At 54.5% G+C, this 18,835-nt stretch carries 18 protein-coding genes, 1 pseudogene and 1 riboswitch; of the genes and pseudogenes, 13 read left to right on the top strand and 6 right to left on the bottom strand.

Translation table 11 applies throughout. The features are described from left to right. Positions 1-73: 73 nt before the first annotated feature. From ABWP81_RS00840 to ABWP81_RS00880, 9 genes are all read left to right on the top strand, one after another. Complete coding sequence (locus ABWP81_RS00840) at positions 74-2,329, top strand: heavy metal translocating P-type ATPase (RefSeq protein WP_353138302.1); 2,256 nt, start codon at positions 74-76, stop codon at positions 2,327-2,329. Next, positions 2,329-2,466 carry a cbb3-type cytochrome oxidase assembly protein CcoS gene (gene ccoS, locus ABWP81_RS00845; protein ID WP_353135342.1) on the top strand — a complete coding sequence of 46 codons (138 nt, stop codon included), beginning with the start codon at positions 2,329-2,331 and terminating at the stop codon, positions 2,464-2,466. The genes ABWP81_RS00840 and ccoS overlap by 1 nt, the downstream gene beginning before the upstream one ends. Positions 2,467-2,528: 62 nt before the next feature. Beyond that, positions 2,529-3,956 (top strand): cytochrome-c oxidase, cbb3-type subunit I, encoded by a 1,428-nt coding sequence (gene ccoN, locus ABWP81_RS00850; protein WP_353138305.1) that lies wholly within the window; start codon positions 2,529-2,531, stop codon positions 3,954-3,956. A gap of 10 nt (positions 3,957-3,966) precedes the next feature. Beyond that, positions 3,967-4,590: a cytochrome-c oxidase, cbb3-type subunit II gene (gene ccoO / locus ABWP81_RS00855; RefSeq protein ID WP_353138308.1), complete on the top strand. Its 624-nt coding sequence runs from the start codon at positions 3,967-3,969 to the stop codon at positions 4,588-4,590. Positions 4,591-4,604: 14 nt separating this feature from the next. Continuing rightward, positions 4,605-4,742 (top strand): cbb3-type cytochrome oxidase subunit 3, encoded by a 138-nt coding sequence (locus ABWP81_RS00860; protein ID WP_353135333.1) that lies wholly within the window; start codon positions 4,605-4,607, stop codon positions 4,740-4,742. Between the two features lie 30 nt (positions 4,743-4,772). Further along, positions 4,773-5,693: a cytochrome-c oxidase, cbb3-type subunit III gene (ccoP, locus tag ABWP81_RS00865; RefSeq protein ID WP_353138311.1), complete on the top strand. Its 921-nt coding sequence runs from the start codon at positions 4,773-4,775 to the stop codon at positions 5,691-5,693. A gap of 84 nt (positions 5,694-5,777) precedes the next feature. Then, entirely contained in the window at positions 5,778-7,148 is a 1,371-nt protein-coding gene (gene ccoG, locus ABWP81_RS00870) for a cytochrome c oxidase accessory protein CcoG (protein ID WP_353138334.1), read from the top strand. 6 nt (positions 7,149-7,154) lie between these two features. Then, positions 7,155-7,445, top strand: a complete 291-nt coding sequence (locus ABWP81_RS00875; RefSeq protein ID WP_353135327.1) for a FixH family protein — start codon at positions 7,155-7,157, stop codon at positions 7,443-7,445. Between the two features lie 56 nt (positions 7,446-7,501). After that, positions 7,502-7,810 carry a hypothetical protein gene (locus tag ABWP81_RS00880; protein WP_353138337.1) on the top strand — a complete coding sequence of 103 codons (309 nt, stop codon included), beginning with the start codon at positions 7,502-7,504 and terminating at the stop codon, positions 7,808-7,810. On the opposite strand, the pseudogene fnr reads toward ABWP81_RS00880, so the two are convergent. Next, a pseudogene (gene fnr, locus ABWP81_RS00885) lies at positions 7,807-8,535 on the bottom strand (fumarate/nitrate reduction transcriptional regulator Fnr); the annotation flags it as partial. The gene ABWP81_RS00880 and the pseudogene fnr sit on opposite strands and share 4 nt — an antisense overlap. 84 nt (positions 8,536-8,619) lie before the next feature. On the opposite strand from fnr, the gene hemN reads away from it, so the two are divergent. Together hemN and ABWP81_RS00895 are read left to right on the top strand one after the other, a co-directional pair. Beyond that, complete coding sequence (hemN, locus tag ABWP81_RS00890) at positions 8,620-10,008, top strand: oxygen-independent coproporphyrinogen III oxidase (RefSeq protein ID WP_353138314.1); 1,389 nt, start codon at positions 8,620-8,622, stop codon at positions 10,006-10,008. After that, positions 10,008-10,721 (top strand): sulfite exporter TauE/SafE family protein, encoded by a 714-nt coding sequence (locus ABWP81_RS00895; protein WP_353135321.1) that lies wholly within the window; start codon positions 10,008-10,010, stop codon positions 10,719-10,721. The genes hemN and ABWP81_RS00895 overlap by 1 nt, the downstream gene beginning before the upstream one ends. Positions 10,722-10,738: 17 nt before the next feature. Here ABWP81_RS00895 and ABWP81_RS00900 read toward each other — a convergent pair whose 3' ends face one another. Both ABWP81_RS00900 and ABWP81_RS00905 read right to left on the bottom strand, forming a co-directional pair. Then, positions 10,739-13,810 (bottom strand): FAD-binding and (Fe-S)-binding domain-containing protein, encoded by a 3,072-nt coding sequence (locus tag ABWP81_RS00900; protein WP_353138317.1) that lies wholly within the window; start codon positions 13,808-13,810, stop codon positions 10,739-10,741. A gap of 2 nt (positions 13,811-13,812) precedes the next feature. Then, positions 13,813-14,520, bottom strand: coding sequence for a GntR family transcriptional regulator (locus ABWP81_RS00905; protein ID WP_353138319.1), 708 nt, complete (start codon positions 14,518-14,520; stop codon positions 13,813-13,815). 126 nt (positions 14,521-14,646) lie between these two features. Here ABWP81_RS00905 and ABWP81_RS00910 point away from each other — a divergent pair, with 126 nt between their 5' ends. Then, positions 14,647-15,861, top strand: a complete 1,215-nt coding sequence (locus ABWP81_RS00910; protein ID WP_353138322.1) for a pyridoxal-phosphate-dependent aminotransferase family protein — start codon at positions 14,647-14,649, stop codon at positions 15,859-15,861. 18 nt (positions 15,862-15,879) lie between these two features. Further along, positions 15,880-16,857, top strand: coding sequence for a Bug family tripartite tricarboxylate transporter substrate binding protein (locus ABWP81_RS00915; protein ID WP_353138325.1), 978 nt, complete (start codon positions 15,880-15,882; stop codon positions 16,855-16,857). 24 nt (positions 16,858-16,881) lie between these two features. Here the strand turns inward: ABWP81_RS00915 and ABWP81_RS00920 are convergent, their stop codons facing one another. The 3 genes from ABWP81_RS00920 to ABWP81_RS00930 all read right to left on the bottom strand — a co-directional run bounded on the left by ABWP81_RS00920 (position 16,882) and on the right by ABWP81_RS00930 (position 18,444). After that, positions 16,882-17,697 (bottom strand): sulfite exporter TauE/SafE family protein, encoded by an 816-nt coding sequence (locus tag ABWP81_RS00920; RefSeq protein ID WP_353135307.1) that lies wholly within the window; start codon positions 17,695-17,697, stop codon positions 16,882-16,884. 217 nt (positions 17,698-17,914) lie between these two features. Next, on the bottom strand, positions 17,915-18,220 hold the full coding sequence (locus ABWP81_RS00925) for a cell division protein ZapA (RefSeq protein ID WP_353135304.1): 306 nt from the start codon (positions 18,218-18,220) through the stop codon (positions 17,915-17,917). After that, complete coding sequence (locus ABWP81_RS00930; RefSeq protein ID WP_353135301.1) at positions 18,217-18,444, bottom strand: coiled-coil domain-containing protein; 228 nt, start codon at positions 18,442-18,444, stop codon at positions 18,217-18,219. Before ABWP81_RS00930 ends, ABWP81_RS00925 begins: the two co-directional genes overlap by 4 nt. Before the next feature lie 36 nt (positions 18,445-18,480). Then, positions 18,481-18,723: riboswitch (cobalamin riboswitch) on the top strand. Positions 18,724-18,835 lie beyond the last annotated feature (112 nt).

Consider the following 18,835-nt stretch of genomic DNA (forward strand, 5'->3'; position numbering starts at 1 on the left):
TACTCGCGTTGGCGCAACATAGCTTGACCCATGTCAAGTTTTGATCAGGTGAACCCGTTAGGCTAGGCCACTTATGGATTCTGATCACACAAACTTCGCGCTGCTGGATGACCGCCAAGAGTGGTTGCGATTCAGCCAGCCGCATAAAGCCAATTCGTCTCAAGACAACGATGATTGCTGGGATTCACACCTGGTGATTCAAGGCATGCATTGCGCTGCTTGCGCCTTCACTGTGGAAGAGGTCTTGCTGGCTGTGCCTGGCATCCGCTCGGCTGAAGTCAATGCGGCAACACACCGTGCCAAAGTGGTTTGGTCAGCCAATGCGGTGAAGCCTTCTGACTGGATGGCGGCCATTGCCAGGGCCGGTTATGGGGCTTTGCCCGCGGCAGACAGCAGCTTGCGCTTGGCTCGCATCGAAGAGGGGCGCCGCGCTCTGTGGCGTTGGCTGGTGGCAGGTTTTTGCATGATGCAAGTGATGATGTATGCCTTCCCCGCCTATGTGGCCGGTGAGGGAGACATCACGCCCGATATGGTGTTCTTGTTGCGTTGGGCCTCGTGGGTGTTGACCTTGCCTGTGATGCTGTTTTCGTGCGGGCCGTTTTTCAGCAACGCCATGCGTGACATTCGCGCACAACGTGTGAGCATGGATTTGCCTGTGGCCTTGGGCATGGTGATTACATTTTTACTCAGCTCCATCGCTACGTTTGAGCCCGAGGGCGTGTTTGGTGCTGAGGTGTATTACGACTCGCTCACCATGTTTGTGTTTTTCCTTCTGACAGGCAGATGGCTAGAGTTGCGTGTGCGTGACCGCACTGCAGGAGCGCTGGAGGCGCTGATGAACCGCCTGCCCGACAGCGTGGCGCGACAACTGCCCAGTGGCACGTTTGAACGCGTGGCCGTGCGCCGATTGATGGTGGGCGATGTAATTCGTGTCGCACCCTCGGAGAGTTTCCCCGTCGACGGCGTGATTTTGCAAGGGCAAACCTTGGCCGATGAAGCCTTGCTGACGGGTGAGTCGCGCCCACAAGCGCGTGGCGTGGGTGACATGGTGGTAGCAGGTAGCCACAACCTCAGCGGCATCGTCACGGTGCGGGTGGTGCAGGTGGGAGAGGGCACACAGTTTTCGCAAATTGTGTCATTGATGGAAAACGCCTCGCTGCAAAAGCCGCGCTTGGCGCAACTGGCGGACCGTATAGCCAAGCCGTTTTTAATTGGGGTGTTGTTGCTTGCGGCTTTGTCTGCCGTCTATTGGTGGCCGACCAACCCTGGTCACGCCCTGATGGTGGCCGTGGCCGTGCTGGTGGTGACTTGTCCGTGCGCTTTGTCGCTGGCCACGCCGGCCGCCATGTTGGCTGCGGCTGGCAACCTAGCGCGCAACGGCGTGCTGGTGCGTCACCTGCAAGCCCTTGAGTCTTTGGCTGAAATTGACACGGTGATCTTTGACAAAACCGGCACGCTCACGCAAGACGGACAGCGCATCACGCAGGTGATGACGGCTGCGGGCGTAACGCCAGCCTACGCCTTAAGTTTGGCTGCTGCGTTAGCCAAGCATTCTTTGCACCCTTTGTCGCGGGCCTTGGTCAAAGCGCATGAGGTGTCCGACTCAGGGGTAAGTCTTGGCATACAAGATGTCAACGAAATAATTGGACAAGGGATAGAAGGTCGCGCAGATGTTGTGGTGCGTTTGGGAAGCGCCTCTTTTTGTACCCCTCAAGCCAAGCCCATCCCTGACGCTGCAAAGGTTTGCCAAGTTCACTTATGCACACCAACCGAGTGGTTAGCCAGCTGGCAACTGTCTGAGGATGTTCGCGCTGATGCGGCGCAAACTGTGCAAGCCTTGAAAAGCCTTAATGTAGACGTGTGGTTGTTGTCGGGTGATCTGCCTGCATCAGCTCAGCATGTGGCACTAGAGGTTGGCATTTCCCAAGCATTCGGCGCGTGCACACCGCAAGACAAGCTTTCACGTATGCAGGCTGCGCAGTCGCAAGGCGCGCGGGTGGCGATGGTGGGTGATGGCCTGAACGATGGCCCTGTCCTGGCCGGTGCGCATGTGTCTATGGCATTCGGCAATGCTGTGCCCTTGGCCCAGTCCAAATCCGATTTTGTCTTGATGGGGGGGAGTTTGTTGGTGGTGGCGCAAAGTATCAAGCTGGCAAGGCAAACCTTGCGGGTGGTCAAGCAAAACTTGGTGTGGGCTGCTGCCTACAACGCTTTGTGCGTGCCGTTGGCAGTGGTGGGCTTGTTGCCTGCTTGGCTGGCTGGACTTGGCATGGCGCTTAGCTCTTTATGGGTTGTATTGAATTCATTGCGACTGACCAAAGGATTTTGATGGATATCTTGTATTTGCTAATCCCTCTTTCGGTTTTGTTGGTCCTCATCATCTTGGCGGGCCTCTGGTGGGCTATTTACAAGGGGCAATTTGACAGCTTGGAGCAAGAAGGCGAGCGTATTCTTCGGGACGATTGATTTGAATCAATAACTCCTCGGTCTTCTTTGAGGATACTGATTCCAATAATGAAAGGTGACCGATGAACTCTCAAGAGCAAGCCGTCTACAGCGACACCGTTGTGCGGCAGTTTTCCATCATGGCAGTGGTTTGGGGCGTGGTAGGCATGTTGGTAGGCGTGATCATCGCTTCTCAATTGGCTTGGCCCGAACTGAACTTTGGCATCCCTTGGCTGAGCTACGGTCGCTTGCGTCCCTTGCATACCAACGCCGTCATTTTTGCGTTTGGCGGTTGCGCTTTGTTTGCAACCAGCTATTACGTGGTGCAGCGAACATGCCATACCGTTTTGTTTATGCCCAAGCTGGCGGCGTTTACTTTTTGGGGTTGGCAGTTGGTTATCTTGGCAGCGGCGGTTAGCTTGCCTTTGGGTTTTACCCAGGGCAAGGAATATGCCGAACTGGAGTGGCCTATCGACATCTTGATCGCTGTGGTGTGGGTAGCCTACGCAGTGGTTTTCTTCGGCACAGTCGGCACGCGTAAGGTCAAGCACATCTATGTGGCCAACTGGTTCTACGGTGCGTTCATCATTGCGGTGGCTTTGCTGCACATTGTCAACAGCGCTGCGATTCCTTCGGGCCTGATGAAGTCTTACTCTGCCTACGCTGGCGCGCAAGACGCCATGGTGCAGTGGTGGTATGGCCATAACGCGGTAGGCTTCTTTTTGACTGCTGGTTTCTTAGGCATGATGTATTACTTCATCCCTAAGCAAGCAGGTCGTCCTGTTTACTCGTATCGCCTGTCGATCGTTCACTTTTGGGCTTTGATCTTCACTTATATGTGGGCGGGTCCTCACCACTTGCATTACACCGCCTTGCCTGACTGGACTCAGTCTGTGGGCATGGTGTTCTCATTGGTGTTGTTGGCTCCCAGCTGGGGCGGCATGATCAACGGCATCATGACCTTGTCTGGCGCATGGCACAAACTGCGTGACGACCCGATTCTGCGCTTCTTGATCGTCTCTTTGTCGTTCTACGGTATGTCCACCTTTGAAGGCCCCATGATGGCTATCAAAACGGTGAACGCTTTGAGTCACTACACAGACTGGACCGTTGGCCACGTGCACTCAGGTGCTTTAGGTTGGGTGGGCTTGGTGTCTATGGGCTCGATCTACTTCTTAATTCCAAAGTTGTTTGGCCGCAAGGAAATGTTCAGCGTGAAGGCGATCGAGGTGCATTTCTGGTTGGCAACCATCGGCATTGTGTTGTACATCGCTGCGATGTGGATTGCTGGTGTGATGCAAGGTTTGATGTGGCGCGCGATCAACGCTGACGGCACATTGACTTACACCTTTGTTGAGTCTGTCAAAGCCACTTATCCGTTCTACGTGATTCGTGTGGTCGGTGGCTTGCTGTACTTAAGCGGCATGCTCATCATGTTGTGGAACGTCGTTAAGACAGTCACCAGCGGTAACACCGTTGTCGTGTCAATTCCAGCACCTGCTCACGCCTGAGGAGAAACACATGTCTGATAAAAATTCTAAAGGCTTCTCCCACGCCAGCGTGGAGACCAACAACTTCTTGATGATCGTGTTGATTTTGCTTGCCGTCTCTTTTGGCGGCTTGGTTGAAATCGTACCTTTGTTCTTTCAAAAGTCCACCACCGAACCCGTGACGGGCGTCAAGCCCTACACCCCGCTGCAACTGGCGGGGCGCGATGTGTACATCCGTGAAGGCTGCTACAACTGTCACTCACAAATGATTCGTCCATTCCGCGCAGAAACATTGCGTTACGGTCACTATTCAGTGGCTGGCGAGTCAGTGTATGACCACCCCTTCCAATGGGGCAGCAAGCGCACGGGTCCAGACTTGGCCCGCGTGGGCGGGAAGTACAGCGATGAATGGCATCGCGTGCATATGAACAACCCGCGTGATGTGGTGCCTGAGTCCAACATGCCTGAGTACCCCTGGTTGTCAAAAAACATGGTGGATGCAGCGCAAGTGCCTGCCAATATGTCTGCGTTGCGCAAAGTAGGCGTGCCTTACACCGATGAAGAAATTGCCAAAGCATCAGAAGACGTCACGGGTAAAACCGAGATGCAAGCGGTGATTGCTTACCTTCAAGTTTTGGGCCTAGCGCTCAAATAAAAGGAGACACATCCATGGATGTCAATGACCTGCGTATAGCGACCACTTTGATCTCATTTGCCGTGTTCATTGGCATCATGGTGTGGGTTTTTTCTCGACGTAACAAAGAAGATTTTGAGGCTGCATCAAAGCTGCCCCTCGATCAAGACTAAGGCCTGTGGCCTTTGTAAAGGAATCGAATCATGAGTGATTTCACAAGTAATTTTTGGTCCATTTTTGTGGCGGGCAGTACCATTTTTGGTGTTGTTTACTGCGCGGTTTTGCTGTGGTTTTCAGCCAAAGTCAAAGTGGGTACACACGATCCAATCGATGGCACAACAGGCCATGTGTGGGACGAAGACCTGCGAGAAATGAACAACCCGCTGCCACGTTGGTGGCTGTGGCTGTTCATCATTACCATGGTGTTCGCTGTGATTTATGGCGTGGCTTACCCAACTTTGGGTAGCTATGCAGGCAAGTTAGGCTGGACTTCCGTTGGCCAATACGACGCAGAAGTTGCCAAGGCCAACAAAGAGTTGGAGCCTTTGTATGCTGCCTTCAATGCACAAGCGCCTGAACAACTTTCGCAAGACCCCAAAGCCATGGCAGTGGGCGAGCGTTTGTTTATGAACAACTGTGCCCAATGCCATGGCTCAGATGCACGCGGCTCAAAAGGCTTTCCTAACCTGACCGATAAGGACTGGTTACATGGCGGCACCACCGAAAAAATCAAAGAGACCTTGACCAAAGGCCGCATCGGTCAAATGCCGCCCATGGTTGCGGCCGTGGGGTCACCTGACGACGTTCGCAATGTGTCGCACTATGTGTTGAGCTTGTCTGGTAGCCCGCACGACTCCGTACGTGCTGCATTGGGCAAGTCAAAGTTCGGCGCTTGTGCCGCCTGCCACGGCCCAGATGGCGCTGGCATGCAAGCCATGGGCGCCGCCAACTTGACCGACAAAGTTTGGTTGCATGGCTGGGGCGAAGAAGCCATTGCTGCCATGATTAACAACGGCAAAGTCAACCAAATGCCTGCGCAAGAAGGCCGTTTGACAGAGTCGCAGATTCACGTTTTGACCGCTTACGTGTGGGGTTTCTCTAACAAACATGCGGTTACAAGGTAAAAAACTTTGAATTCTGCTGACGACGCCAAGCAGCGCAAAACCATCCCTATCGTTCCAGAGCCTTCGGGCTCCGAGGACGATGCGATGGTTTCGCTTTATGCTGCATCCAAAAAAATCTATCCTCGCTCTGTTCAGGGCATCTTTGCGTATTGGCGCTGGATTTGTGTAGTCCTGACGCAATTGGTTTTCTATGGCTTGCCTTGGTTTGAGTGGGGCACGCGTCAAGCGGTATTGTTCGACCTTTCGTCACGTCGGTTTTATATTTTTAATTTAGTCTTGTATCCCCAAGACTTTATTTACCTCACCGGCTTATTGGTGATTTCTGCTTTAGCGCTGTTCTTGTTTACCGCAGTGGCTGGGCGTTTGTGGTGTGGCTATGCTTGTCCGCAAACGGTGTACAGCGAAATTTTCTTGTGGATTGAGCGCAAAGTGGAAGGCGATCGATCAGCCCGCATGCGCTTGGATGATGCCAACTTCTCTATGGAAAAGTTGGTCAAAAAATGGTACAAGCATTTAATTTGGATCTTTTTATCGATCTGGACGGGCTTCACATTTGTGGGTTATTTCACGCCCATTCGTGACTTGGCGATGGAGTTCTTCCTGACCAACATGAGCTCATGGGAGTTGTTTTGGGTGTTCTTCTACGCCTTCGCAACCTACGGTAACGCGGGCTTCATGCGCGAGCAAGTGTGCAAATACATGTGTCCCTATGCGCGCTTTCAAAGCGCCATGTTTGATAACGACACACTCATCGTGACCTACGATGCTGAGCGTGGCGAACCAAGAGGCGCGCGGGCCAAAAGTGCGGATGCAAGTCTTTTGAACTTAGGCGCTTGTGTGAACTGTTCCTTGTGCGTGCAAGTGTGCCCCACGGGCATTGATATCAGGGATGGTTTGCAATACGAGTGCATTGGTTGCGGTGCTTGTGCTGATGTATGTGACACCGTGATGGACAAGTTGGGTTATGCCCGAGGCTTGGTGCGTTACACCACGCAAAACGCGATGGACAACAAGTGGACATCGCAAGAAATTTGGCAACGTCTGAGGCGTCCTCGCATTCAGATTTACACCATGTTTTTGGCGGCAGTCACCATCGGTTTGTTTGTCTCACTCAGCTTGCGCACACCCTTCAAGGTGGATGTGGTTCGCGACCGATCGACTTTATCTCGGATCACCGATTACGGTACATTGGAAAACGTGTATCGACTGCAAATCATGAACGCCGCTGAAAACGTGCAAACTTATCACTTGTCTGTGAAGGGCCTACCAAACTTGAAAATCACGACTGAGACGGAGGTGGAGGTCGACTCTGCCCAAGCTCGTTGGGTAGTCTTGCGTGTCGATGTGCCTTACGGCTCTGTGGAGGGTGGCTCGCACAAGATCATGTTTGAAATTCAGGCGTTGGGAACGGATGCCTTCGTGGTCGAAAAATCTGTATTTATTGTTCCTAGGTAAAACCTCATGAAACAACAAACAAGCGATACCAAACCTTGGTGGCAATATGGCCACGTTTGGCTCATCATTTCTGGACCTGCTGCGGTCATCGTGGCGGGCTTTGTTACTTTGGTGATTGCCATCCGAGTGCCAGATCCTGTGCTGGCTGAAGACTATTACCGTCGGGGATTGGACATCAACAAAACCCTGGCAGCTGAAAAAGAAATGCAACTTGCTCCGGCTATGCAGTCACGCAACCATGTGGTGACTCCTAAGTCTGAAGCACCCAAGTTAGAGAAGCTCCCGAAACCCCAATGATTGAGCTGCATCATTTGGACCTAAACTGAAACCTGTTCCTTTTGAGGAAAATTCAAATGTTGACTCAACGAATGATGTGGATTGCATGGCCCGCCTTTTTGGTAGCGGGCGCATTAGAAATGCTGGTGTTTGCTTTTGTAGATCCACAAGATTTGCAGTGGTTTGGCCAACCCATGGATCTGTCAAGACAGGGGGTTTATACCTTGTCATTTTTTGTCTTTTGGGCCATGACCTGTGCCTCAAGTGCCTTGACAACCTTACTGTCGTTGTCACCTTTCGAGATGAACCGTTGCCCAATGACGACTACAGATCGACCAGATGGGTGCCCCAAACAAGAGGCACCTTGCGGGCCAGCATCTCTTTAATTGCTTTGGCAGTTTTGTGAGTTCACGATGAGCTTCAGCCCGTCGGCATTCAAGATGCGCACATGACGTTGCTTGACTTCGACCAAGCCGTCGTCAACAAACTTTGAAAACGTACGGCTGACAGTCTCGAGTTTGAGGCCCAAGTAACTGCCAATTTCTTCGCGCGTCATGCGCAGCACCAACTCTGACTGCGAAAAGCCTCTTGCGTGCAAGCGTTGCACCAAGTTCAGCAAAAAGGCGGCCAAACGTTCTTCAGCGCGCATGCTTCCTAGCAGCAACATCACACCGTTTTCACGCACAATTTCACGACTCATGATCTTGTGCACATGGCGCTGAAGCGAGGTGATTTCGCGTGACAGTTCTTCGATCCGATCAAACGGCATGACGCACACTTCGGCGTCTTCAAGTGCCACAGCATCGCAGGTGTGGTGGTCGCTGACGATGCCATCCAACCCAATGATTTCACCCGCCATCTGAAACCCAGTGACTTGGTCGCGACCGTCTTCAGCTGAGATGCGTGTTTTGAAGAAGCCCGTGCGAATGGCAAACAGGGCATTGAACTTGTCGCCGTTTCTAAACAAGTTGTCGCCACGAGCTACTTTGCGACGTGTTGACACCACGTCATCCACACGTTCCATCTCGCTCTCGCTTAAACCTAAGGGCATGCAGAGCTCTCGCAAATTGCAGTTAGAGCAGGCGACTTTGATGCTGATCGGATTCATGTGTTGGACAGTCGTTTGTGTTGATGCAGGTCAAATTTTTAAACTGTGTGCACAACTATTATGGAGTTCATATTTAGGTATGAACTTATGCATTCTCTTGTGTTGAATCCAGAACTCTTGCAACGCTACGATGTGGCGGGGCCTCGTTACACATCTTATCCCACGGCTGACCGATTTGTTGAGGCCTTTGGCGAGGCCGAATATGTGCAGGCGCTAGGGCAGCGTCGTGACGGGTTGGCTGCAAAGGCCTATCCCTTGTCTCTGTATGTGCACATCCCGTTTTGTGAATCGCTTTGCTATTACTGCGCGTGTAACAAGATCATCACCAAACATCACGAGCGTGGTGCTGAATACTTGCGCTATCTTGAGCGCGAGGTCGACCTCAACATTGCGCACTTAGGCTTGGGCCAAGTGGTGTCGCAGTTGCACCTAGGGGGCGGCAGCCCGACATTTTTGTGCGATCAAGAATTGACCCAATTGATGACGATGCTGCGACGCAACTTTCAGTTTGCGCCAGGTGGCGAATATTCGGTGGAGATTGATCCCCGCACAGTCACGCGTGATCGTTTGGCCCATTTGGCTGAGCTGGGCTTTAACCGTCTGAGCTTTGGTGTGCAAGATTTTGAGACTGGTGTGCAAAAAGCGGTGCACCGAATTCAACCTGCCGAGCAGGTGTTTGAATTAGTGGCAGCCTCGCGGGAGCTGGGCTTCGAGTCAGTCAATGTCGATTTGATTTATGGCTTGCCCATGCAAACGCCAGAAACTTTTGAGCGCACGCTAGCGCAAGTTACCCAACTGCGTCCAGATCGCATTGCGCTTTATGCCTATGCGCATTTGCCAGAACGTTTCAAGCCGCAACGCCGTATCCACTCGCAAGACCTGCCGCCTGCAGCGTCTAAGTTGGTCATGCTTTCGAGCGCCATGCGCGTGTTGATGGCCGCTGGTTATGTGTATGTAGGTATGGACCACTTTGCTTTGCCCACCGACGCCCTGGCTGTTGCCAAACGTCAAGGCCGCTTGCACCGCAACTTTCAGGGTTACAGCACGCAGCCCGACTGCGATCTGATTGCTTTGGGAGTTTCTTCCATTGGCCGCGTTGGCCCCACCTTCAGTCAAAACGTCAAAACCTTGGACGAGTATTACGACTTGCTCAACCAAGGGCGTTTGCCAGTTGTGCGTGGCATGGCGCTGTCGCGTGATGACTTGGTGCGGCGCAGTGTCATCATGGCGCTCATGTGTCAGGGGTCTGTGCTGTTTGAATCGGTTGAGCTGTCACACTTCGTGGACTTTAAACAATACTTCGTCAACGAGTTACAAGCCTTGAATGCCATGCAAGTCCAAGGGCTGCTGACCATTGACGACTCGGGCATTTACGTCACAGAGCTGGGTTGGTTTTTTGTGCGTGGCGTTGCCATGGTGTTTGATAAATACTTACAGACTGACAAGAACCGCGCAAGGTTCTCTAAAATCATCTGATGAACACTACTTTGGCCCTCACCGCACTCCTCATGGGGTTGGCGGGCGGGCCGCACTGTTTGGCCATGTGCGGTGCGGCTTGTGCAGGTATTGGGCGTGCCGCCCAAAAACAATCTGGCGGGCAGGGCACCTCTGCCATGTTGTTGTTTCAGTTGGGCCGCATCGTGGGCTACAGCGCTTTGGGCGCCTTGGCCGCCAGCACCATGCAAGGTGTGGGCTGGCTCAGCACGCAGTCGGCGGTGTTTCGGCCTGTGTGGACGTTGCTCCACATCGTTGCTTTCATGGTGGGCGGTTTGCTGCTGTGGCGTGGCGAGCAGCCCATTTGGTTGGAAGACTTAGGTCGCGGCATTTGGCGTCGCGTGCAAAGCATGACGGCGCACCTCAAACTGCGTAATGGCGGAGCGGTCATCCTTGGTGTTTTGTGGGCGTTGATGCCTTGCGGCTTGCTTTATGGCGCGCTCTTGGTGGCGGCACTCAGCAACAGTCCGTTAGAGGGGGCTGGTGTGATGGCTTTGTTTGCGCTGGGTAGCGCCGTAGTGCTGACGATTGGGCCTTGGGTGTGGCTGCGTTTGCGCGGTGGGCAAGTCATGACCAATGGCAGCGGTGCGTGGGGGGTGCGATTGGCGGGGCTTGCTTTGGCTGTCAGCTCGGGTTGGGCCTTGTGGATGGGCTTGGTCGAGTACCAAGCGCCATGGTGCTTGGTCCCTCAATAGTAGCCTCGCTACATCGCTTACAACTTTAGATGGTCGCTTAACAGTTGTGCCACATGGATGGCTTTGCGAGCGGTACCGTCTTCAATTTGGTGACGGCAACTTGTGCCATCGGCCACCACAATCGCATCAGGCTTGGCACGCACCGCGGGCAATAAACTCAGCTCAGCCATTTGCATCGATACCTCTAGGTGCGAGGCCTCATAGCCAAAACTACCGGCCATGCCGCAGCAACTGCTTTCAATCAACTCGGGTGCTGCGTTGGGAATGAGGCGAATCACATCTAGCACGGGCGGCATCAAGCCAAAGGCTTTTTGATGACAGTGGCCATGCAGCAAGATGGCTTTGTTCGCAGGCTTGAGGTGCAGCTTGAGCTCATCCAAGGCGCCTGCTTTGGCTTCGCGTGCCAAGAACTCTTCAAGCAGAAGCGCTTGTTCGCTCACGCGGTGTGCGCTGTCGCCCAAGCCCAATACCAGTGCCTCATCACGCAGCGTGAGTAAGCAAGATGGTTCCAAGCCCACGATGGCGATGCCGCGCTCCGCAAAGGGCAACAGGGTGTCAATCAACTCACGGGCGTGTTCACGGGCCTTGTCCACCATGCCGTTGGCCAAGAAGGTGCGGCCGCAGCACAAGTGCCCTTGGTCAGCACCGTGGCCGCGCTCATTTTTAGAGGCCACATGTACGCTGTAGCCCGCCGCTTGCAACACGCGCAGGGCGGCGTGGGCGTTGCCAGACTCAAAGTAGCCATTGAAGGTGTCGACAAACAGCACCACAGGCTTGATGGCGCTCAGCACGGCTTCTTTAGACACGCCTTGTGTGCCTTGGTTAAAGAAGTGTTGGTCTTGCCAAGTGGGCCAGCTGCGTTGCGCAGACAAACCCGTGAAGCGTTCGGCCAAGAGGGCCAGTAGCGGAATTTTGTTGCGCAAATTCAGCAGGCTCGACCAACGGGCAGCATGGTGTGCGTAGCGAGGCAAGTAGGCAATCAGCCGGTCTTTGAGGGTGAAGCCGTGCTTCGCTTTGTAGTGGTGCAGGGTTTCCACTTTCATGCGGGCCATGTCCACGCCGGTGGGGCAATCGCGCTTGCAGCCCTTGCAGCCCACGCACAAGTCCATGGCTTCCATCAACTCGGGGTTGCTCAGGCCCTCAGCGCCAAGCTGGCCGCTCAAGGCCAAGCGCAAGGTGTTGGCGCGGCCTCGTGTGAGGTGTTTTTCGTCGCGGGTGACACGGTAGCTGGGGCACATGGTGCCTGCATCAAATTTGCGGCAGGTGCCGTTGTTGTTGCACATTTCCACCGCTTTGGCAAAGCCTTGGGCGGCGTCGCCGCCGGTGCCGGGTGGGGTGGTTTGTTCGGTGGCAGGATCGTTTTGAACGTCCCACGCGCGCCAGTCCAATGCCGTTTGAATGGGGATAATTTTGTAGTCATTGCCATATCGCATCAGCGTGGTGTCGTCCATCTTGGGAGGGTTGACGACGCGTTGCGGCGACAGCAAATTCAAGGGGTCTAAATGCTGTTTGATCTGCGTGAAGGCTTCGTTGATTTTGGGCCCGAATTGCCACTCAATCCATTCACCTCGGCAGAGGCCGTCGCCGTGTTCGCCGCTGTAAGCGCCTTTGTATTTGCGCACCAAGGCGCTGGCTTCGTCGGCGATATCGCGCATCTTGGCGGCACCGTTGCGGCGCATGTCCAAGATGGGTCGCACGTGCAGTGTGCCCACCGAGGCGTGAGCGTACCAAGTGCCTTTGGTTCCGTGGCGTTTGAACACTTGGGTTAGCTCGTCGGTGTACTCGGCCAAACTGGCAAGCGGCACTGCGCAGTCTTCGATGAAGCTCACGGGCTTGCCGTCGCCCTTAAGGCTCATCATGATGTTGAGGCCAGCCTTGCGCACTTCCCACAGATTTTTTTGCGGTGCGTCGTCGATCATCTCCACCACGCTGCCGGGCAGGCCTAGGTCGCCCATCAGCTCGACCAGTTGGCGCATTTTGGGTTTGAGCATGTCTTTGTTGACACCTGCAAACTCCACCAACAGCACAGCTTCCGGCTCGCCAATTAAGGCGGTGCGAATGGTGGGTGCGAAGGCTGGGTTTTGTAGCGACAGATCAATCATGGTGCGGTCCACCAACTCGACCGCAGTCAGCGTGCCATCGCCCAACTTGACAATGTGCTGAGCAGCATCCATGGCTTTGTAGAAGCTGTCAAAGTTCACCACGCCTAACACTTTGGCGCGAGGTAAGTCGCTCAGTTTGAGCGTCAGTGATTGGGTCAAGCCCAGCGTGCCTTCGCTGCCAATCAGCAGGTGAGCCAAATTCACCGAACCGTCTTGGGTGTAGGGCCGCTCGTTTTGGTTGTTGAAAATATCAAGGTTGTAGCCCGCCACGCGGCGCATCACTTTGGGCCAGTGGGCTTGTAGCTCGGAGGTCAAGCCTTGTGCCAAGTGCTTGACGAAATCGCCCACCTGTTTCGCATGCCCGCTGCTAGTGCCGTAGTTGCCGAATTGCAGCAAGTCACCGTTGCTCAGCCACGCGTTGGCCCCCACCACGTTGTGCACCATGTTGCCGTAGGCGATGGAGCGGCTGCCGCACGAGTTGTTGCCCGCCATGCCGCCTAAGGTGGCTTGTGCGCTGGTGGAGACATCCACTGGAAACCACACACCGTGGGCTTTGAGTTGGGCATTCAAGTGGTCCAGCACTAAGCCGGGTTCGACTTCAACGGTGCGCGCTGCCAGATCGAGCTGCAGCACATTTCGAATGTGTTTGCTATGGTCAATCACCAGGCCTGCGCCTGTGGTTTGCCCGCATTGGCTGGTGCCGCCGCCGCGCGGCACGATAGGCACGTTCAAGTCGCGGCAAATTTCTAGCGCAATGGGCACCTCGTGTGCGTGACGTGGCACAAACACGCCCACCGGTATGACTTGATAAATCGACGCGTCGGTGGCATAGCGGCCACGGTCGGCCGCAGAGAATAAAACCTCACCTTGTGTTTCAGCCCGTAAGCGCGCGGCCAGTTTGCCAGCGATTTCGTTGCTGACAGTGGCCACGCGTTCGTAGGTGGTGGCGGGTGTGTCGGTGATGTGGCGGGGCAGAGGTGCGTTCATGGTCAGGCCTTGCGTGCGTGTTTGGTGGGTGTGGTGGTGTTGGTCTGTTGCGCCAAGAGTTGGGCAATCACCACATCGCGTTTGTTTTCTAGGTGTTTGAGCAGCACGTCCCGCAATGCTGGCGCATCACGCGCTTGCAGGGCTTCAATCATTTGTGTGTGCTCGGCCATGGCGTTGTCCCATTTGTCTTCGTCTTGGTTTGAGCGAAAGCGCAAAGCTTGCAAACGTGCGTTGACCTGCTCGTAGGTGGCTGACAGCACTGGGTTTTTGGCCGCCGCATTAATGGCGCGGTGAATGACGGCGTTGAGGCGGTAATACGTCGAGAGGTCGCGTCGGACATGGGCCGCCATCATCTCCAAATTCAGGGCCTTAATTTCGCTCAGTTCTGCGTCGGTGATGCGCTGGGCGGCCAACATGCCCGATTGGCTTTCTAGGCCCGCCATTACTTCAAACGTGTTGCGCACATCGTCTTCTGACAGGGCCACCGCCACCGCACCACGGTTAGGCAGCAACGCCACCAAGCCCTCAGCGGCCAAGGCTTTGATGGCTTCGCGCAACGGTGTGCGAGAAATGTTCAAGGCCTCGCACAAAGTGCGTTCATTGAGCTTGGCGCCGGGCGCAATTTGGTTCTCCACCAGCATTTGTCGCAGTCGGTGGGTGACTTGGTTGTGCAAGGCGGCGTAGGGGATGGACAAGATATCTGCAGTCATGTCTTAATTTTGTATGCAAAAAAGTTCATCGTCAATCTTTGAATTGCAAAGGTATTTAGGGTATTCGATAGTAGTTAAATGGGTTTTGTATGCAAAAAATAGACGACTTTCTGGAGATCCACGTTCATGCTCAATTTAGACTTTCATCCCACCGGGCGCCACTTTTTGCAAATCCCCGGACCGTCGCCAGTGCCAGACCGTATCTTGCGAGCTATGAGCTTGCCCACCATTGACCACCGTGGTCCTGAATTTGGCGTGTTGGGTTTGAAGCTGATGGCCGACATGCAAAAGATTTTTAAAACCCAGCACCCCGTCATGATTTATCCCTCTTCGGGCACTGGCGCATGGGAAGCAGCGTTGGTTAACGTCTTGAGCGCGGGCGACCATGTGCTGATGTATGAAACCGGCCATTTCGCATTTTTGTGGAACAAACTGGCGACCCGCTTAGGCATCAAGTCTGAAGTGCTTGGTATGGCTGGGGTTGAGGGCTGGCGCCATGGGGTGAACGCCGACATGATCGAGCAGCGCCTCAAGGCCGATACCGCACATAGCATCAAAGCCGTGTGTGTGGTGCACAACGAAACGTCAACGGGAGTGACCAGTGACATCCCTGCGGTGCGCCGCGCCATCGACAACGCCAAGCATCCGGCCCTGTTGTTGGTTGACACCATTTCGGGCTTGGCCTCAACTGACTACCGCCACGATGAATGGGGCGTGGACGTGACGATCAGCGGCTCGCAAAAAGGTTTGATGTTGCCGCCTGGCATCGGCTTTAACGCCTTGTCACCCAAAGCCATTGAAGTCAGTAAAAAAGCCACGCTCCCTAAATCGTTTTGGGCGTGGGACGAGATGTTGGAGATCAACAAGACGGGTTATTACCCAACCACGCCCAACACCAACCTGATGTACGGTTTGAGTGAGGCCTGCGACATGATTTTGGGCCAAGGCTTGGAGGTTGTGTTCAAACGCCACCTGCGCTGGGGCGAGGGCGTGCGGTCTGCTGTGAATGCCTGGGGCTTGCCAATTCAATGTGCTGATGACAAGTTGTACTCGCCCATCTTGACGGGCGTGATGACACCCGAGGGAATTGACGCAGACGCTGTTCGCAAGATGATTTATGAGCGTTTTGATTGCTCACTGGGTACTGGCTTGGGCAAGGTCAAAGGCCGCATGTTTCGCATTGGCCATTTGGGGGACTGCAACGACTTGACGCTAATTGCCGCACTGTCTGCGTGCGAAATGGGCCTCAAGCTGAGCGGCGTGAAATTGTTAGGTTCGGGCGTGCAAGCCGCCATGGATTTTTTCTCGGCACACCCAGTGCCACCGTTGGTCAGGGCTTAAACACACAAAGGAGACAGCATGAAACGAAGAACGCTACTTAAAGCCAGTGCCGCCACAGCCGTCACAATGGCAGCTCCCATGGTTCAAGCGCAAACTTTGCCGGTAGGCCCCATCCGCATCGTGGTGGGTTTTCCACCGGGCGGTGGCACCGACGCCTTGGCGCGCGTGCTGGCGCAAAAGCTCCAAGTCATGTGGGGCGTCAACATCGTGATTGATAACAAGGCCGGTGCTGCGGGTGTGATTGCGGCGGACTATGTGTCTAAGCAAGCCCCAGACGGCAACACCTTGCTGATGGCACACATCAACAGCCATGCGTTAGCCCCCAGTTTGCAGCCCAAGTTGAACTACAACGTGGAGCGTGATTTCACACCCATTGGCTTGGTGGGCGTCACCCCCAATTTGCTAATTTGCAATGAAAACCAACCCGCTAAAACAGTCAAAGACTTGGTGGCGCTTTGCAAGAAAAATCCAGGTCAAATTAGCTTTGCTTCGGCTGGCGGCGGCTCGGCGCAGCATTTGGCGCTGGAGATGTTCAAGTTACGTGCGGGGATTGACGCGCTGCATGTGCCTTACAAAGGTTCAGGCCCTGCGTTGACCGACCTCATCGGCGGTCAAGTGCAATATTGTTTTGAGACCATGACCTCGGCTACGCCACACGTTAAAAGTGGTAAAGCCATTGCGCTGGCGCAAACCCGCCCCAAACGTGCCAAAGGCCATCCCAATGTGTCGACCATGGACGAGCAAGGGTTTGCGGGTTTTGATGCAACCACTTGGTACGGCATAGTAGGTCCTGCCAAGATGAACCCAGCCTTGGTGAAGCGAATCAACGAAGACATGAACCGCGCTATGGCCATGCCCGATGTGATTGAAAAATTTGACCAATACGGCGCTGAAGATGGCGGCGGTTCACCCGAGCGTTTTGCTGAATTTATCCGCAGCGAAACTCAGAAGTGGGCCAAGGTTATTAAAGATGCCAAGGTGCAAGTGGACTCCTAAGCTTGGCACTCAAAGGCCTGTTGCTTAGCCCGACAGGCCTGTGTACAACATATACGCAGCCAGCAAGTACAAAACGCTGGCAAAAATGCGTTTGAGTTTTTTCATTGGTAGCCCGTGGGCAACTTTGGCACCTAAAGGCGCTGTGAAAACGCTGCACGCTGCGATGATGACCAAGGCAGGCACCCAAATAAAGCCAAACGCATCATCCGGCAGACCTTGCACCGACAGGCCACTGACGATGTAGCCCGCCACGTTGGCCACTGCAATCGGAAATCCCAAAGCAGCGCTGGTGGCCAACGCGTTGTGAATGGCCACGTTGCACCAGGTCATGAACGGCACGCTCATAAAACCACCGCCTGCACCCACCAAGCCGGATAGAAAACCAATCACACCACCCGCGCCCATCAAGCCTGCAGCGGCTGGCACTTGGCGGGAAGGTGAAGGCTTTTTGTCCAAGAACATTTGCGTGGCAGAAAAGCCCACGAACAAGCCAAAGAAGATAGCCAAGTAAGAGCCCTTGAGCAAAGCAAACACACCCAAGCTGCTGATCAGGCTGCCCAGCACAATGCCCGGCGCCAAACCCTTGACCAAATCCCAACGCACAGCACCGCGCTTGTGGTGCGCACGCACGCTAGACACGGAGGTGAAGATGACGGTGGCCATCGCTGTGGCAATGGCCATCTTGACTGCTAAGTCTGCATCTATGCCACGGTGCGACAAGATAAATGTGATGAAAGGCACCATCACCATGCCACCGCCGATACCAAGTAACCCCGCTAAAAACCCAGTGCAAATGCCGATCGCGGCGAGTTCAACAATCAGTTGGGGTTGGAGATCCATGAAGTGCAGGCCTTAATCAAAAAAGGTGTCTGCAAGGCTCCCTGGGACCCTCATCCTGAACCGGGGTTCAGGTGGGCGAGGTCAGGTCAACGTTGGGTTCATCTAACGCGAGACGATCACGCTCATCAACCGATGTTCCAAGCCCGAGCTCTATGAGCATTGGTTCTAGGAAATATAAAGCCCCAAGGACTTGCAGACAATTTGATTGTAGGCGTGCTTAGATGAGCTGGTTGTCGCGTGCGAGCAGCGCATCCATGCGCTGCAGCAAGTTGTGTAGGTCGGTGCTAGAAGCACTGTTGTCGCCGCTGGTTGTGGAAGCAGCTGGGCGGTCGGTTAAATCAAAAGCCAAGTTGAGCGCGGCCAGCACGGCAATGCGGTCACGCGCTTTGATCTTGCCGGCATCGCGAATCTTGCACATGGCTTCGTCGACTTTACCTACCGCTTGGCCCAAACGGGTTTCGCCACCTTCGGGGCAACCTAGCACATAGCCTTGGCCCATGATTTGAACTTCGATTTGCTTCACGCGTTGTCCTTGGTCGTGGCCTCTGTGCCTTGAGGCAGGCGATCAATCAAGGCATCAATTCGGTGGCGGGCCGCGCCTAGACGTGACTTGAGCAAGTCGCGTTCATGCGTGAGGTCTTGCACTTGGGCTGCTAGCAGAGCGTTGGTGCGCTGCAGCTCTTCGTGACGCAGAAGCAAATGTTCAACGCGCTGGGCAATTTGATCAATCAGGGGTGTTTGTGGCATGGCCTTGGCATTTTAAGGTGACTGCAAGGTAAATCGTTAAAATATCATCTGTTGGTGCTCGAGGTGTGGTTCACACACCTCAGTTCAACGGGAAGCAGGAGGGTTGCGTCGACCAGCTCGACAACACCTCACCTGCGCTGCCCCCGCAACGGTCAAGCGGACGAGCCTTACAGCTCCGCTTCTGTCACACATGCCACTGAGCGCCTTGAACAAGCGCTTGGGAAGGCGACAGAGGTAGTCTCCGCCAGCCCGGATACCGGCCAACAAGGTGGCGGCGCGTCCAAAAAACGTGTCGCCAATTCGCCCATGCACTGTCGGGGATGGCGGTGAGGGCATAAAAAGTTGGTATTTAAATCATGAAGAAATCTATCCGCCTGCGTGCGCGTTCGTT

This window comes from Limnohabitans sp., from assembly GCF_040401135.1.
Lineage (GTDB): Bacteria > Pseudomonadota > Gammaproteobacteria > Burkholderiales > Burkholderiaceae_C > Limnohabitans.

What these genes read in the sequence shown, in the direction of transcription:
- ABWP81_RS00840 (WP_353138302.1), top strand. Translation starts at nt 74, where the DNA reads ATGGATTCTGATCACACAAACTTCGCGCTGCTGGATGACCGCCAAGAG.
- ccoS (WP_353135342.1), top strand. Translation starts at nt 2,329, where the DNA reads ATGGATATCTTGTATTTGCTAATCCCTCTTTCGGTTTTGTTGGTCCTC.
- ccoN (WP_353138305.1), top strand. Translation starts at nt 2,529, where the DNA reads ATGAACTCTCAAGAGCAAGCCGTCTACAGCGACACCGTTGTGCGGCAG.
- ccoO (WP_353138308.1), top strand. Translation starts at nt 3,967, where the DNA reads ATGTCTGATAAAAATTCTAAAGGCTTCTCCCACGCCAGCGTGGAGACC.
- ABWP81_RS00860 (WP_353135333.1), top strand. Translation starts at nt 4,605, where the DNA reads ATGGATGTCAATGACCTGCGTATAGCGACCACTTTGATCTCATTTGCC.
- ccoP (WP_353138311.1), top strand. Translation starts at nt 4,773, where the DNA reads ATGAGTGATTTCACAAGTAATTTTTGGTCCATTTTTGTGGCGGGCAGT.
- ccoG (WP_353138334.1), top strand. Translation starts at nt 5,778, where the DNA reads ATGGTTTCGCTTTATGCTGCATCCAAAAAAATCTATCCTCGCTCTGTT.
- ABWP81_RS00875 (WP_353135327.1), top strand. Translation starts at nt 7,155, where the DNA reads ATGAAACAACAAACAAGCGATACCAAACCTTGGTGGCAATATGGCCAC.
- ABWP81_RS00880 (WP_353138337.1), top strand. Translation starts at nt 7,502, where the DNA reads ATGTTGACTCAACGAATGATGTGGATTGCATGGCCCGCCTTTTTGGTA.
- hemN (WP_353138314.1), top strand. Translation starts at nt 8,620, where the DNA reads ATGCATTCTCTTGTGTTGAATCCAGAACTCTTGCAACGCTACGATGTG.
- ABWP81_RS00895 (WP_353135321.1), top strand. Translation starts at nt 10,008, where the DNA reads ATGAACACTACTTTGGCCCTCACCGCACTCCTCATGGGGTTGGCGGGC.
- ABWP81_RS00900 (WP_353138317.1), bottom strand. Translation starts at nt 13,810, where the DNA reads ATGAACGCACCTCTGCCCCGCCACATCACCGACACACCCGCCACCACC.
- ABWP81_RS00905 (WP_353138319.1), bottom strand. Translation starts at nt 14,520, where the DNA reads ATGACTGCAGATATCTTGTCCATCCCCTACGCCGCCTTGCACAACCAA.
- ABWP81_RS00910 (WP_353138322.1), top strand. Translation starts at nt 14,647, where the DNA reads ATGCTCAATTTAGACTTTCATCCCACCGGGCGCCACTTTTTGCAAATC.
- ABWP81_RS00915 (WP_353138325.1), top strand. Translation starts at nt 15,880, where the DNA reads ATGAAACGAAGAACGCTACTTAAAGCCAGTGCCGCCACAGCCGTCACA.
- ABWP81_RS00920 (WP_353135307.1), bottom strand. Translation starts at nt 17,697, where the DNA reads ATGGATCTCCAACCCCAACTGATTGTTGAACTCGCCGCGATCGGCATT.
- ABWP81_RS00930 (WP_353135301.1), bottom strand. Translation starts at nt 18,444, where the DNA reads ATGCCACAAACACCCCTGATTGATCAAATTGCCCAGCGCGTTGAACAT.